This window comes from Modestobacter sp. VKM Ac-2983 (assembly GCF_026967885.1).
GTDB lineage: Bacteria > Actinomycetota > Actinomycetes > Mycobacteriales > Geodermatophilaceae > Modestobacter.
This window is the reverse complement of record NZ_JAPVBK010000003.1, coordinates 43,108-57,603: the sequence shown is the minus strand read 5'-3', so window position 1 is coordinate 57,603 and position 14,496 is coordinate 43,108. Positions and strand designations below refer to the sequence as shown.

Here is a 14,496-nt window from a genome sequence, read left to right as displayed (position 1 = left end):
CGGGGACGGCGGGGGTCAGCGCGGCTGCGCCCGACGCACCACGAGGCCGCCCACCGCCGCCAGCACCAGCCCCACCACCACCTGGGCGATGCCGATCCCCGAGCGGTCACTGCCGAACCAGGTGACCGAGGAGACCAGGAGGACGGCGGCGACCCCCAGCAGGAAGAGGCCGATCAGCCGCTGTCGAGGGGCGCGCGGCTCCGGTGACGTCATGCCGCCGACCCTCTCAGACCCGGCTGAGAGCGGTTCCAGTGCGCTGATCCCCCCGACGCCGACCGGCCGGTGATGGGATGGACGGCATGCGTCAGGACCACCGGCCCGCGGTCACCATCGAGCACGTGGCCCGGGCGGCCGGGGTCTCCCGGGCCACGGTCTCCCGGGTGCTCACCGGCTCCGGGCCGTTCTCTGCCGACGCCGGGCAGCGGGTACGTGCCGCGGCCGAGCGGCTGGGCTACACCGCCGACCCGGTGGCCCGGGCGCTGGTCCACGGCCGGGGCACCAGGCTCGTGGTGGCGGTGACCAGCGCGTCCCCCACCGACCTCGTCGACTGCCAGTACGTGTCGCGGGTGGTCGGCTCCACCGCGCAGCGGTGCGCCGGCGAGGGGCTGGGGGTCGCGCTGCAGTGGCTGCCACTGGGCGCACCGGAGCCCGCCCTCGAGGCGCTCGCCCGCGACCGCTCCGTTGCCGGGGTCGTGCTGGTCGACACCACCCGCCGGGTGCTCGCCGCCGTGCCACCCCGGCTGGCCGGGCGGGTGGTCTCCATCGGCGCGGGCTCCTCCGCCGTCCCCCTGGTCGACGTCGACACCGGCGCTGCCACGACGGCGCTCACCGCGCACCTGCTCCGGTCGGGCCGCCGGCGCATCGCGATGCTGGCCGGGCCGCCGTGGCTGCCCTGCGCGGACCGCCCGGTCGCCGCGTACCGGGCGGCGGTGCACGCCGCAGGTCTGCCCGAACGGGTGCTGGCCGGGGACTTCACCACCGAGAGCGGCCGGCTGGGCGCCGCCGAGGCGCTGCGCCGCTGGCCGGACACCGACGCCCTGTACGCGATCTGCGACGAGACCGCGTTCGGCGCGATCCAGGCGGTCCAGGCGCTGGGGCGCCGGGTGCCGGACGACGTCGCCGTCACCGGCTTCGACGACCTGCCGCTCGCCGCCTTCAGCGGGCCGGCGCTGACCACGGCGACCCACCCGGTCGAGCAGATCGCCGCCCGGGCGGCGGCCACCCTGCTCGACCGGGACCGCACCCCGGTCACGCTGTTCCCGTCCGAGCTGGTGGTCCGACAGAGCGCCTGACCCGGCTCGACGGGTGGTCAGATGGCTGCGGGGTAGCGCGAGTGCTCGGGGAAGTTGCCGTAGAGCAGCTCGTTCTCCGCACCCTGGGTGACCGCCTGGACCAGCAGCTCGCCGCCGACGAAGCAGCCCAGCCAGGACGCGCCCCGGCCACCGAACGGCTCGGCCCGGTCACCGCGGGAGCGGGGCTTGTTGATCCCGACCTTGAACGCCTGCACCTCCCGGGCCAGCCGGCGGGCCTTGTCCTCGTCGTCACAGGCCAGGCTGGCGACCAGCGCGCCGTTGGAGGCGTTCATCTGGGCCAGCAGCTCCGCCTCGGAGTCGACGACGACGATCGTGTCGATCGGACCGAACGGCTCGGCGTGCATGAGGGAGCTGGCGCCGGCCGGGGAGAGCAGCGCCGCCGGTGCCACGTAGGCCGAGGTGTCCTGCCCGGTGATGAACCGGCCGTCGGCGACGCTGCCCCGGTACAGCGGGACGGCGCCGCGGTGCATCGCGTCGTCCACCTGGCGGCCCAGCTCCTGAGCCTTGGCCGCGCTGATCACCGGGCCGAAGTCCAGGGTGGGGAGGTCGTCGCCGTCGGCCTCGACGGCCAGCGGGTGCCCGAACCGCAGCGACTGCACCAGCGGCAGGTAGGTCGCCAGGAACTGGTCGACGAGCTCCCGCTGGACGACGTAGCGCGGGTAGGCGGTGCACCGCTGCTTGCCGTACTCGAAGCCCTTCTTCAGGTGGGCGGCCAGCCCGGTCCAGTCGGAGAACTCCCAGATCCCCCAGGCGTTGAGGCCCTCCTGCTCGAGCATGTGCCGCTTGCCGGTGTCCAGCAGGTCGGCGGCGACCTTGCCGCCGTTGGACCGGCCGCCCACGAAGGCCAGCGCGCCGATCTCCGGGGAGCGCACCAGCACCGACGACAGCTCCGCGCCACCACCGGAGAGCAGCGTGACCGGCAGCCCCGCGCGGGCCATCAGCGCGTGGGCCAGGGTCAGGCAGGCCGCGCCGCCCTGCGACGGTGTCTTGGCCAGCACGGCGTTGCCGGCCAGCAGCTGCACGAGCTCGGCGTGCACCAGCACCGACATCGGGTAGTTCCAGCTGGCGATGTTGGAGACCGGCCCGGCCAGCGGGGCGCGGTCGCCGAGCATGGTGTCGATCTCCTCGACGTACCAGCGCACGCCGTCCAGCGCCCGGTCGACGTCGGCGCAGGCCAGCTTCCACGGCTTGCCGATCTCCCAGGCCAGCAGCAGGGCCAGCTCGTCACGGGCCGCGGCCATCGAGTCGACGGCCGCGGCGACCCGGGCCTTGCGCTCGGCCAGCGGCGTCTGCGCCCACTCCCGGTGCGCAGCGGCGGCGGCCAGCACGGCGTGCTGCGCCTCTCCGGCCGACAGCCGGGGGAGGCCGATGAGCTTGGTGCCGTCGACCGGGGTGACCAGCGGCTCGGGGTTGCCGATCGGCCGCCAGGCGCCGTCCACCAGGTTGTGCAACCGGTCGGTGCCGAACGCCTCGGGTGCCAGCTCCGCGGCACGACCGAGGACCGCGGCCCATTCGGTCCCGGGCTTGACGTGCAGGGCAGGGGGCGACGACGCGGCAGCCATGGAGGCACTCTGCCAGTCGTCTTGGACGTCTGGCGAGTGAACTGGCTCACAGGGGCCTCGGGATCGTTGCCCGACCGTGATCCAGCGGCCGGGCGACCCCCGGTGAGTCAGGGCACAGTGAGCCAGGCCACTGCCCTGGGACACGCGCCCTCGAACACGACGGAGGTAACCGATGCAACGACGCCGGCTCACCCTTCCCGCACTCCTCGCCGCTTCCGCACTCACCCTGGCCGGCTGCGGCGGCACCGAGGACGAGCCCGCGACGGGAGGTGGCGGGGACGACGCCGCAGCGGCGGACTACCCGACCGACGACATCACCCTCTACGTGCCCTACGCCGCGGGCGGCCCGACCGACCTGGCCGCACGGACGATCGGCGACTGCCTGTCCACGGAGTTCGGCCAGACCGTCGTCGTGGAGAACCGTCCCGGCGCCTCCGGGTCGCTCGGCATGCAGGCGATGCTGGCCGGTGGCAACGACGGCTACAGCCTGTCGCTGATCGCCGTCCCGGCCACCGCGACCAACCCGCTCCAGCAGGACGTCGGCTACACCAACGAGGACTACGTCCCGATCGCCGCCGTCACCGAGATCCCCTCCGTCCTCGCGGTCGGGTCGGACTCCGAGTACGCCGACGCCGAGGCGTTCTTCCAGGCCGCCGAGGAGAACCCCGGCCAGCTGAACGTCGGCGTCCCGGGGGCGACGACGTCCCAGGCGATGGAGCTGCAGCGGCTGGCCGAGGAGTACGACGTCCAGCTGACCGCGGTGCCGTTCACCGGCAACGCCGAGATGACCACCGCCCTGCTCGGCGGCAACGTGGACGCCGTCTTCATCAACGCCTCGGAGGACGTGCTGGCGAACGTCGAGGCCGGTGAGTTCGTGCCGCTGGCGGTGAGCCCTCCCGAGCAGGTCGACTACCTGGAGGGCGTGCCCACGCTCGCCGAGTCGGGCTTCCCGGAGCTGACCAACAGCGTGTCGGTGTTCGGCCTCGCAGCCCCGGCCGGCACTCCCGAGGACGTCGTCACCACCCTGGAGACGACGGTCAACGACTGCCTCGAGCAGCCCGAGGTGATGGAGCAGCTCGGCGAGGAGTACGTGCCCGACGAGTTCATCGGCACGGACGCCTTCGCCGACCGGATCGACGAGATCGTCGAGACGTACGGCCCGATCCTGCAGGAGTGAGCCCCGGTGGCCGGCGCCCGTCCGCACCTGGGGACGGCGCCGGTCACCGATCGCCGGGTGGCGGGCTGGGCAGCACCTCCTCGGCGGTGGCCAGGAACCCGGCCAGCACCGGGGAGGGGTCCGCCCGTCGCCAGGCCAGCGCGATCGGCACCCGCACGTCGACCCCGCCGGCGATCGGGCGGAAGACCACGCCCTCCAGCTGGAGCCGCTCGGCCGAGGCGGGCATCAGCGTGACGCCGACCGCGGCGCCGACCAGGGCGACCACGGTGTGCGTGTCCGGGGCCTCCTGGACCACCCGCGGGGTGAACCCGGCGGAGAAGCAGGCGTGCACCGCCGCGTCCCGCAGCGCCGAGCCGTGCCGCGAGGGGTAGGTGACGAAGGGCTCGCCGGACAGGTCCGCCAGGTCCACCGCGTCCGCGCCGGCGAGCGGGTGGTCCAACGGCAGCACGGCCATCAGCGGCTCGTTGAGGATGACCCGGCTGGCCAGCGGCCCGTCGGGCACCGGTGCCCGGAGGAACCCGACGTCGATCCGCCCGTCCAGCAGCGAGCTGACCTGGGTGCCGCTGAACACCGCCGGGTGCAGGTCCAGCCGCACCAGGGGGTAGCGCTGCCGGTAGGCACGGGCCATCCGGGGGAGCAGCCGCCAGGTGATCGCCCCGGTCACCCCGACCCGGATCTCGCCGCGGGCGCCCCGCTCCGTGGCCAGCACCGACTCCCGGGCCCGGTCGACCTCGGCCAGCACCCGGTGCACGTGCTCCAGGAAGACGACGCCCGCCGCGGTCAGCCGCACCTGCCGGGTGGTCCGCTCCAGCAGCAGCGTGCCGACGTCCTGCTCGAGGTGCTTGATCTGCTGGCTGAGCGCCGGCTGGGCGGCGTGCAGCCGGAGCGCCGCCCGCCCGAAGTGCAGTTCCTCGGCCACCGCGGCGAACGCGCGCAGGTGTCGCAGCTCCATCGGACTCCTCCACCACTCATGCACAGCCGCTATGGATCAGCGGGTCATTCCGTATTGGACCACTCTCAAAGCCGGCCCTAGTGTCCTGGCTCACACGCGGCGTCAACGAGGACGAGGTGAGCACGTGCACGGCTCGACATCGGCGTCCGGCGCCCCGACCGAGGGGACCGCGGACCGGGGGCACCGGTGGCGGCAGCTCCACCGGATCGCGCCGCTGCTGCTCCTGGTCCTCGGGGTCGTCGCGGTCTTCGGCTCCCGCGGGCTGGGCCTGGGCGAGCTGACCGCACCGGGGCCGGGGCTGTGGCCCTTCATCGTCTCGCTGCTGCTCACCGGTACCGCGGCCGTGCTGGTCCTCCTCGACCCGGCCGAGGACTACGAGCGGTGGACCCGCGGCACGGTGCGGATCATGGCCGGCCTGGTCAGCCTCGGGGTCTTCATCCTGCTGTTCCAGGCCTTCGGCTTCGTCGTCTCGGCGTTCCTGATGCTGGTGCTGTGGCTGAAGGTCTTCGGGGGTGAGTCCTGGCGCTGGACGCTGGGGCTGGCCGTCGGCGGCACGGCCGTGATGTACCTGCTGTTCGTGGAGCTGCTCGGGGTGCCCTTCCCCGACGGCCTCGTCGACGCCGTGATCGGGGGCTGACGTGGACAGCTGGAGCGGCATCGTCACGGGCTTCTCCGTCGCCCTGACCCCGACCAACCTGCTGTACGTGTTCTTCGGCGTGCTGATCGGCACTGTCATCGGGGTGCTGCCGGGCCTCGGGCCGACGGCGACGATCGCCCTGCTGCTGCCGATCACCTACACGGTCGAGCCGGTGACCGCGGTGATCCTGCTGGCCGGCATCTACTACGGCTCGATGTACGGCGGCACGATCACCTCGGTGCTGCTGCGGCTGCCCGGCGAGGCGGCGTCGGTGGTGACCACCTTCGACGGCTACCAGATGGCCAGGCAGGGCCGGGCCGGGCCGGCGCTCGGCATCGCCGCCGTCGGGTCCTACATCGGCGGCACGGTCTCGGTGATCGGGATGATCCTGCTGGCGCCGCCGCTGGCCCAGCTGGCGGTCTCCTTCGGGCCGCCGGAGTACGTCGCGCTGACCGTGCTGGGCATCCTCCTGGTCACCTACCTGGGCACCGGCTCGGTGCTGAAGAGCATGTGCATGGCCGCCCTGGGGCTGCTGCTGGCCACGATCGGCCTGGACCCGATCACCGGCACCGCGCGCTTCACCTTCGGGGAGGTCGCGCTCTTCAACGGCCTGGACTTCGTCGCGGTGGCGATGGGCCTGTTCGGCGTCGGGGAGATCCTGCACAGCCTGGAGCGCACCGACAAGGTCCAGGCGGTCACCTCGAAGATCAAGGGCATCTGGCCGACCAAGAAGGACTTCCGCGACTCCTCCGGCGCGATCGGCCGCGGCTCACTGCTCGGCTTCGCGATCGGGGTGTTGCCCGGCGGCGGCGGGGTGGTCTCCTCGCTGGCCTCCTACGCCATGGAGAAGCGCCGGGCCAAGGACCCCAGCCGCTTCGGCAAGGGCGCCATCGAGGGGGTCGCCGGCCCGGAGACGGCGAACAACGCCTCCTCCACCTCGGCGTTCATCCCGCTGCTCACCCTCGGCATCCCGCCGAACGTGGTGCTGGCGCTGATCTTCGGCGCCCTGCTGGTGAACGACATCACCCCGGGGCCGCAGCTGATCGAGCAGGAGCCGGAGATCTTCTGGGGCGTCATCGCCTCGATGGTCATCGGCAACCTGATGCTGCTGGCGCTGAACATCCCGCTGGTCGGGTTCTTCGTCCAGATGCTCCGGGTGCGGGCCGGCATCCTCGCCGCGTTCGCCCTGCTGGTCACCATGGCCGGCGTCTTCTCGGTCAACAACAACGTCTTCGACATGTGGGTCGTGCTGGGCTTCGGCGTCATCGGCTGGCTGATGAAGAAGACCGGCTTCGAGCCGGGTCCGCTGGTGCTCGCCTTCGTGCTCGGGTCGATCCTCGAGCGGGCCTTCCGGCAGTCGATGCTGCTCTCCGGCGGCAGCTTCGACATCTTCGTCACCCGCCCGATCTCCGGCGGCATGTTCGCCTTCATGGCGCTGATCATCATCGTCAGCGCGATCACCAGCCGGCGGCGCAAGGCGGTCTTCGGCCGGGTCGACCCCGCCGACGTCGACGAGACCGACGAGACCAGCCCGGACGCCGACCGGCAGGTCGCCGCCGAGGGCAGCCCCGGCGCCGACTCGACCACCGACGAGCCCTCGGGCTCCACCTCCACCACCCCAGGAGAACGATGACCACGCGCCGCACCCTCGCCGTCCTGCTCGTCACCGGCGTCGCCCTGACCGGCTGCGGAGGCACGGAGGAGGAGACCACCGAGGCCGCCGGGGCGGCGGAGGACTACCCGACCGAGGACATCCGGTTGCTGGTGCCCTACACCGCCGGCGGCCCGACCGACATCGCCGCCCGAGCGCTGGCGGCGCACATGGAGAGCGAGCTCGACCAGCCCGTCGTCGTGGAGAACGCGCCGGGGGCCTCGGGGGCGACCGCCTACCAGCAGCTCATCAACGCCGAGGCCGACGGCTACACGCTGTCGATGACGGCGCTGCCCACGGCGGTGCTCAACTACCTGACCAACGAGGTCGGCTACACCCGGGAGGACTTCGCGCCGGTCGGCGTGGTCACCCAGGTGCCCTCGGGGATCCTCGTGCCGGCCGACTCGCCGTACCAGTCGCTGGAGGACCTCTTCGACGCCGCGAGGGAGGACCCGCAGGCCGTCACCGTCGGCACGCCCGGGGCCACCAACACCCACGCCGCGGAGACCCAGCGGATCACCGAGCTCTACGACGTCCCGCTCACCGTCGTCCCGTTCAACGGCAACGCCGAGGTGCAGACCGCACTGCTGGGGGAGAACGTCACCGCCGGCTTCGCCAACCTGTCCCAGGACATCCTGCCCGCGATCGAGTCCGGCGACCTGCGGGTGCTGGCCGTCGGCAGTCCCGAGCCGCTGCCCTACGTGGACGCCCCCACCTTCGTCGAGCTCGGCTACCCCGAGCTGGTGCAGAGCACCACGACCTTCGGGGTCATCGCCCCGGCCGGCACGCCGGAGGAGGTCGTGCAGACGCTGGAGGACACGCTGCGCAGCGCCACCGAGGACCCGCAGGTCGTCGAGTCGCTGGACGAGCGGTACGTGCCCCAGGAGTTCATCGGCGCCGACGGCCTGGGCGAGCTGTTCGTCGAGACGGAGGAGACCTTCGGCGATGTCCTCGGCGACTGAGGCGACCGCAACCGCGACCGGCGTGCGGACCGGCGCCGACGACCTGGTCGCCGCCCTGCAGGAGCTGGGCGTGGAGATCGCCTTCGGCCTGCCCGGGGTGCACAACCTGGCGATCTGGGAGGCAGCCGCCGCCGCGGGGCTGCGGCTGGTCGGGGTGCGGCACGAGCAGACCGCGGTCTACGCCGCCGACGGCTACGCCCGCGCCACCGGACGGCTGGGCGTCGCCGTCGTCACGACCGGCCCGGGGGCGGCCAACACCCTGGGCGCCACCGGCGAGGCGATGGCGTCGGGCGCCCCGGTGCTGGTGGTCGCCACCGACATCCCCACCACGCTGCGCCGCCCCGGCGTGCACCGCGGTGTGCTGCACGAGACCCGGGACCAGGGCGCGATGTTCGCCCCGGTCACCAAGCTCACGGTCACCTGCGACTCGGCCGGCCGGCTGGGCGAGCAGGCGGTGCGGGCCGGCGCCGTCGCCCTGACCGCCGCCACCGGGCCGGTCTACCTGGGGGTGCCGACCGACCTGCTCAGCCAGCCGGTGGACGGCGCCCGGCCGACCGCCCCGGACGTCCCGCCGCCGGCCACTGCGCCGGAGGCCGACGTCGCCCGCGCGGTGGAGCTCCTGACCGCGGCCCGGCGCCCGCTGATCTGGGCCGGCGGCGGTGCGCTGCGCAGCGGCGCCGGGGAGGTGCTGGGCCGGCTCGCCGAGCAGCTCGCGGCACCGGTGGTCACCACCTACAACGGCCGTGGGGTGCTCCCGCCCGACCATCCGTGCCTGGTCCCCGGGCCGGCGCACGTGCCCGAGATCGGGGCGCTGTGGGACGACGCCGACCTGGTGATCGCCGTCGGTAGCGACCTCGACGGGATGACCACCCAGAACTGGGCGATGCCCCAGCCGGCCACCCTGCTCGCGGTGAACGTCGACGCCGCCGACGCGAACAAGAACTACCCGGCCGACCTGACCTTGGTCGGGGACGCCGCCGCGGTGGTCGGCCGGCTCCTCGCCGGCACCCCGCCACGCGACGGCCTCCCCGAGCTCCGGGAGCGGCTGGCCGGCCTGGGTGACCGGGTCCGCGCGCTGGTGGAGTCCGAGGACCCGCAGGCCGCCCAGCTGCTCGACGTGCTGGCCCGGGTGGCACCGGACGGCCTGCTGCTGGCCGACATGTGCATCGCCGGGTACTGGGTCGCGGCGTTCGGCCGGGTCCCCGGGCCGCGCCGGTTCGCCTTCCCGATGGGCTGGGGCACGCTCGGCTACGCCTTCCCCGCGGCGCTCGGCGCTGCGCTGGCCGGGCAGGGCAGGGCCCTGGCCCTGGTCGGCGACGGCGGTTTCCTCTTCGCCTGCGGCGAGCTGGCCGCGGTCGCGCAGGAGCAGCCGCCGCTGACCGTGGTGATCGTCGACGACGGCGGCTACGGGATGCTCCGCTTCGACCAGGTGCACAGCGGGGCCCCGACCCGCGGCGTGGACCTGGCCACCCCCGACTTCGTCGCCCTGGCCCGCTCCTTCGGCGTCCCGGCGGACGCAGTCGACGGCTTCGGGCCGGGGTTCGAGGACCGGCTGACCGCGGCGCTGGGCGCCACCGGCCCGAACGTGCTGGTGGTGCGGGCGGCCCTCACCCCGCCGCCGTCGACCTCGCCGCGCTGGTACCGCCGGCAGGGGCCGCGATGATCGACAAGCGGGTGGCGACCCTCGCCGACGCGGTCGCCGGGATCTCCGACGGCGCCACGGTGCTGATCGGGGGCTTCGGGGACTCCGGCGTCCCGGTGGAGCTGGTGCACGCCCTGCTCGACCACGGTGCCCGCGACCTGACCGTGGTCACCAACAACGCCGGGGCGGGGGAGAGCGACGTCGCCGCGCTGATCCGGGAACGCCGGGTGCGGACGGTCGTCTGCTCCTACCCCCGGTCGATGGGCTCGGTCTGGTTCGAGGAGCGGTGGCGGGCCGGGGAGATCGGCCTGGAGCTGGTGCCGCAGGGCACGCTGAGCGAGCGGATGCGCGCCGCCGGCGCCGGGCTGGGCGGGTTCTTCACCCCGACCGGCGCGGACACCCTGCTGGCCGAGGGCAAGGAGGTGCGCACCATCGGTGGCCGTCCGCACGTGTTCGAGCACCCGCTGCCCGGCGACGTCGCGCTGATCAAGGCGCACCGGGCCGACCGGTGGGGCAACCTCGTCTACCGGACGGCGGCGCGCAACTACGGCCCCACGATGGCCACCGCGGCGGCGCTCACGGTGGTGCAGGTCGAGGAGTTCGTCGAGCTGGGCGACCTGGACCCCGAGGCGGTGGTCACCCCCGGCGTCTTCGTCGACCGGGTGGTCCGGGTGGCGGCGTCGTGATCAGCCCGCTGAGCGACGTGTCCGTGGCCCGGCGGGTGGCCCGGGACATCCCGGACGGCTCCTACGTCAACCTGGGCATCGGCATGCCGATCCTGGTCGGTGACGTGGTCGGCCCGGACAAGGAGATCGTCTACCACAGCGAGAACGGGATCCTCGGGATGGGACCGGCCCCGGCACCCGGCGAGGAGGACCGGGAGCTGATCAACGCCGGCAAGCAGCCGGTGACGCTGCTGCCCGGCGGTTGCTACTTCCACCACACCGACGCCTTCGTGATGATGCGCGGCGGGCACATCGACATCTCCGTGCTCGGCGCCTTCCAGGTCTCCGAGACCGGCGACCTGGCCAACTGGATCACCGACCTGGCCACCATGCCGCCCGCCGTCGGCGGGGCGATGGACCTGGCCGTGGGCGCCAAGCGGGTGCTGGTGATGACGACGCACACCACCCGGGACGGCCGGCCCAAGCTGCTGCCCCGGTGCACCTACCCGCTCACCGCCGCCCGGGTGGTGGACCGGGTCTACACCGACCTGGCGGTCCTCGACGTCGGCCCCGACGGGCTGGTCGTCCAGGAGATGGCCCCGGGGCTCACCCGCGCGGAGCTCCAGTCGCTCACCGCTGCCCGGCTCACCTTCGCCGACGACGTCGGCGAGCTCGACCCGCACTGACCGGTCCGACCCGATCCCGGAGGCAACGATGCCCCTGTCCCGCACCACCCGCGCGCTCGCCGCCTGCACCGCCCTCGGCCTGCTCACCGCCTGCGGCGGGACGGAGGAGACGACGTCCGGCTCGGCCGAGCCGGCCGCGGAGTACCCGACCGAGGAGATCCGGCTGCTGGTGCCCTACGGGGCGGGCGGGCCCACGGACCTGGCCGCCCGCGCCTACGGCGCCTCCCTGGAGGAGCAGCTGGGGCAGACCGTGGTGGTGGAGAACCTGCCCGGCGGGTCGGGTGCGCTCGCGACCCAGGAGCTGATCGGCGCCGACCCCGACGGCCACACCCTCTCCCTGGCCACCGCCGGCACCCTGGTGGTGACACCGCTGGCCAACGAGGTCGGCTACACCAAGGACGACGTGACGCCGATCGGGGTGCTCACCGAGGTGCCGTCCGTGCTCGCCGTGGGCGCCGACTCGCCGTACGCCACCGCCGAGGAGTTCTTCACCGCGGCGCAGGAGCAGCCCGGCACGCTGAACGTCGGGACCCCCGGCGCCTCCACCCCCCAGGCGATCGAGCTGCAGCGGCTGGCCGACGAGTACGACGTCGAGGTCACCGCCGTGCCGTTCAACGGCAACGCGGAGATGACCACCGCCCTGCTGGGCGGCAACGTCGACGCGGTGCTGATCAACGCCTCCTCCGACGTGACCGCGAACATCGACGCCGGCCAGTTCCGCCCGCTGGCGGTCTCCTCCGCCGAGCCGCTGCCCTGGCTGCCGGACACCCCCACCCTGGCCGAGTCCGGCTTCCCGGAGCTGACGCTGGCCGGGTCGACGTTCGGCCTCATCGGGCCCGACGAGCTGCCCGAGGAGATCGTCACCGAGCTGGAGGACGCGCTGCGGACGGCGTCCGAGGACCCGGCGGTCGTGGAGCAGATCGGCGCGGACTACGTGCCGGAGGAGTTCCAGGGTGCCGAGGAGTTCCAGCAGCTGCTCGACCGCACCCAGGAGGTCTACGAGCCCATCCTCGGCGGCTGAGTCGGGCGCAGGACCCGGTCGCGTGGCGGTTTCGTCGCGCACGGTGATGATCGACAAGTGCGCTGGTTTCGATTGGCAACGTCGGGGCCTTCGTTACCTTTTCGTGCTTTGTCCCTCCCTTGCCCTTCCGCTTAGGTCCGAGACGTGGGTCACAGAGTGACCCACCTCATCTGACACTGCGGTCGGCGGAGGGCAGGGCCCGATGGACGAGATCACCCGCTCCGAGGCGATCCTGTCCCGGCTCGAGTCCGATGGCCGGGTCCTCGTCCGGACCCTCGCCAGCCAGCTCGGGGTCTCCACGGTCACGATCCGCAAGGACCTCGAGTCGCTCGAGCAGCGCTCGGCGCTGCGGCGCGTCCGCGGCGGTGCCGTCGCCAGCCGGCCGGCCGACGAGGGCACCTTCGACACCCGGCTCCGGCACCACCGGACGGAGAAGGAGGCGATCGCCTACGCCGTCGCCCCACTGGTCCGCGACGGCGACGTCATCGCCCTGGATTCCTCGACCACCTGCCACTACCTGGCCGGCCAGCTGCTGGACCGGCGCGGCCTGGTCGTGGTGACCAACAGCCTGCCGATCGCCACCCTGCTGTGCGAGCGCACCGACGCGAACGTGCTCCTGCCCGGCGGGGTGGTGCGGCGCTCGGCGCGCTCCCTGGTCGGGCTGGTGGGCGACGTGCTCGTCGGCCGCGGCCCGATCGACCGCGGGTTCCTCGGTGCGCACAGCATCACCGCGCACCACGGGCTGCTCGACCTGGCCGGGGAGGAGGCGCAGGCGAAGAAGTACTTGGCCAACGCCTGCCGCGAGGTCTACGGCCTGATCGACTCGTCGAAGTTCGGCAGCTTCTCCATCCACCCCTGCGTCCCCATCGAGCGGCTCACCGCCGTCTACACCGACTCCGGGGTGGACCCGGCGGCCGCTGCGTCGATCTCCGCCGCCGGCACCCGGGTGCACGTCGTCGGCCTGGACGACGCCTCGTGAGCCGGCCGACCGAAACCGGCGACCGGGGGGACACCGGTAAGCCCGGCCCGTCCCGTCCCCGGCACCGCCCGGAACCCGTCCCCGAACCCCGGGGAGGTCCACTGCGGGTACGCCCGCCGCACCAAGGAGTGAGCATGAGAGCACACCGGTACACGACCCTCGCGGCCGGACTCGCCGCGGCATCGCTGGTGCTCGCCGGCTGCGGGGAGGGCAGCGGTGGCTCCGCCACCAGCGACAGCGGCGGCGACAGCGGCGGCGGCGGCGGCGACCAGCCCACGATCGCCTTCGTGCCGAAGCTGCAGGGCATCCCCTACTTCGAGGCGATGAACACCGGCGGGCAGCAGGCCTGCGAGGAGCTCGGGTGCGAGTGGCTCTACCAGGGCCCGGTCGAGGCCGACGCCGCTGCCCAGGCCGACATCGTGCGCTCCTACATCCAGCAGGGCGTCGACGTGCTGTTCGTGGCCCCCAACGACCCCGACTCGATGGCCCCGCTTCTCCAGCAGGCCGCCGACGCGGGGATCGCGGTGGCCACCACCGACACCGACGCCCCCGACTCCGTCCGCGAGGTCTTCGTCAGCCAGGCCTCCACCGAGGGCATCGGCCAGACCCTGACCGACCAGCTCATGGAGGCCATGGGCGGCTCGGGGCGCTACGCGATCGTCTCCTGCGGTGAGACCGCGGAGAACCTCAACTCCTGGATCGAGGTCCAGCGGGAGTACACGGCCTCCGAGTACCCCGACGCGGAGATCACCGATGTCGTCTACGCCGGTGAGGACCAGACCGTGGCCACCCAGATGGCCACCGACCTGATGAACTCCGACCCGTCGCTGACCGGTCTGGTCGGGGAGTGCACCTCGTCGGCGCCGGGTGTCGCCCAGGCGGTCCGGGACGCCGGGAAGATCGGCCAGGTCCAGACCGTCGGGCTGGGGACGCCGAACTCGATGGCGCCCTACCTGGAGGACGGCTCGGCCGCAGCCAGCGTGCTCTGGGACGTCGAGGCGCTGGGCGCGCTGACCGCCTGGGCCGGCACCCAGCTGGCAGCGGGCGAGGACCTCTCGGCGTCCCCGGACGTGGCCGGCCTCGACGGCGTCAGCTACGACGAGGAGAGCAACGTGCTGCTGCTCGGTGACCCGCTGGTCCTGACCGCCGACAACGTCGGCGAGTACGACTACTGATCCCTCCGGGCTCCGCGCGGGGGACGGGCCGGCCCGGCCGCCCGTCTCCCGCACCCCGGGCGCACCCACCACGG

Annotated in this window: 14 protein-coding genes; 11 read left to right on the top strand and 3 right to left on the bottom strand. The window is 73.4% G+C overall.

All coding sequences use genetic code 11. The features are described 5' to 3' along the window. Nucleotides 1–15: 15 nt before the first annotated feature. Nucleotides 16–213 carry a hypothetical protein gene (locus tag O2W18_RS12075; RefSeq protein ID WP_269187770.1) on the bottom strand — a complete coding sequence of 66 codons (198 nt, stop codon included), beginning with the start codon at nt 211–213 and terminating at the stop codon, nt 16–18. A 77-nt stretch (nt 214–290) separates the two neighbouring features. On the opposite strand from O2W18_RS12075, the gene O2W18_RS12070 reads away from it, so the two are divergent. Further along, nucleotides 291–1,292 carry a LacI family DNA-binding transcriptional regulator gene (locus O2W18_RS12070; RefSeq protein ID WP_269187769.1) on the top strand — a complete coding sequence of 334 codons (1,002 nt, stop codon included), beginning with the start codon at nt 291–293 and terminating at the stop codon, nt 1,290–1,292. A 17-nt stretch (nt 1,293–1,309) separates the two neighbouring features. Here the strand turns inward: O2W18_RS12070 and O2W18_RS12065 are convergent, their stop codons facing one another. After that, complete coding sequence (locus O2W18_RS12065) at nt 1,310–2,875, bottom strand: aldehyde dehydrogenase family protein (RefSeq protein ID WP_269187768.1); 1,566 nt, start codon at nt 2,873–2,875, stop codon at nt 1,310–1,312. Nucleotides 2,876–3,047: 172 nt separating this feature from the next. Here O2W18_RS12065 and O2W18_RS12060 point away from each other — a divergent pair, with 172 nt between their 5' ends. Then, entirely contained in the window at nt 3,048–4,052 is a 1,005-nt protein-coding gene (locus O2W18_RS12060) for a tripartite tricarboxylate transporter substrate binding protein (protein WP_269187767.1), read from the top strand. A 43-nt stretch (nt 4,053–4,095) separates the two neighbouring features. Here O2W18_RS12060 and O2W18_RS12055 read toward each other — a convergent pair whose 3' ends face one another. Then, nucleotides 4,096–5,004 carry a LysR family transcriptional regulator gene (locus O2W18_RS12055; RefSeq protein ID WP_269187766.1) on the bottom strand — a complete coding sequence of 303 codons (909 nt, stop codon included), beginning with the start codon at nt 5,002–5,004 and terminating at the stop codon, nt 4,096–4,098. Nucleotides 5,005–5,128: 124 nt separating this feature from the next. Here O2W18_RS12055 and O2W18_RS12050 point away from each other — a divergent pair, with 124 nt between their 5' ends. From O2W18_RS12050 to O2W18_RS12010, 9 genes are all read left to right on the top strand, one after another. After that, complete coding sequence (locus O2W18_RS12050) at nt 5,129–5,641, top strand: tripartite tricarboxylate transporter TctB family protein (protein ID WP_269187765.1); 513 nt, start codon at nt 5,129–5,131, stop codon at nt 5,639–5,641. A gap of 1 nt (nt 5,642) precedes the next feature. Further along, nucleotides 5,643–7,274, top strand: coding sequence for a tripartite tricarboxylate transporter permease (locus O2W18_RS12045; RefSeq protein WP_269187764.1), 1,632 nt, complete (start codon nt 5,643–5,645; stop codon nt 7,272–7,274). After that, on the top strand, nt 7,271–8,254 hold the full coding sequence (locus O2W18_RS12040; protein ID WP_269187763.1) for a Bug family tripartite tricarboxylate transporter substrate binding protein: 984 nt from the start codon (nt 7,271–7,273) through the stop codon (nt 8,252–8,254). The genes O2W18_RS12045 and O2W18_RS12040 overlap by 4 nt, the downstream gene beginning before the upstream one ends. Then, nucleotides 8,238–9,917 (top strand): thiamine pyrophosphate-binding protein, encoded by a 1,680-nt coding sequence (locus O2W18_RS12035; protein WP_269187762.1) that lies wholly within the window; start codon nt 8,238–8,240, stop codon nt 9,915–9,917. Before O2W18_RS12040 ends, O2W18_RS12035 begins: the two co-directional genes overlap by 17 nt. After that, the gene (locus O2W18_RS12030; RefSeq protein ID WP_269170042.1) at nt 9,914–10,582 is read left to right on the top strand and encodes a 3-oxoacid CoA-transferase subunit A; all 669 of its coding nucleotides are present in this window, start codon (nt 9,914–9,916) and stop codon (nt 10,580–10,582) included. Before O2W18_RS12035 ends, O2W18_RS12030 begins: the two co-directional genes overlap by 4 nt. Then, on the top strand, nt 10,579–11,247 hold the full coding sequence (locus O2W18_RS12025) for a 3-oxoacid CoA-transferase subunit B (protein WP_269187761.1): 669 nt from the start codon (nt 10,579–10,581) through the stop codon (nt 11,245–11,247). Before O2W18_RS12030 ends, O2W18_RS12025 begins: the two co-directional genes overlap by 4 nt. A gap of 28 nt (nt 11,248–11,275) precedes the next feature. Further along, nucleotides 11,276–12,268, top strand: a complete 993-nt coding sequence (locus O2W18_RS12020; RefSeq protein WP_269187760.1) for a Bug family tripartite tricarboxylate transporter substrate binding protein — start codon at nt 11,276–11,278, stop codon at nt 12,266–12,268. Between the two features lie 202 nt (nt 12,269–12,470). Then, nucleotides 12,471–13,247 (top strand): DeoR/GlpR family DNA-binding transcription regulator, encoded by a 777-nt coding sequence (locus O2W18_RS12015; RefSeq protein ID WP_269187759.1) that lies wholly within the window; start codon nt 12,471–12,473, stop codon nt 13,245–13,247. Nucleotides 13,248–13,381: 134 nt separating this feature from the next. After that, on the top strand, nt 13,382–14,422 hold the full coding sequence (locus O2W18_RS12010) for an autoinducer 2 ABC transporter substrate-binding protein (protein ID WP_269187758.1): 1,041 nt from the start codon (nt 13,382–13,384) through the stop codon (nt 14,420–14,422). Nucleotides 14,423–14,496: the final 74 nt, after the last annotated feature.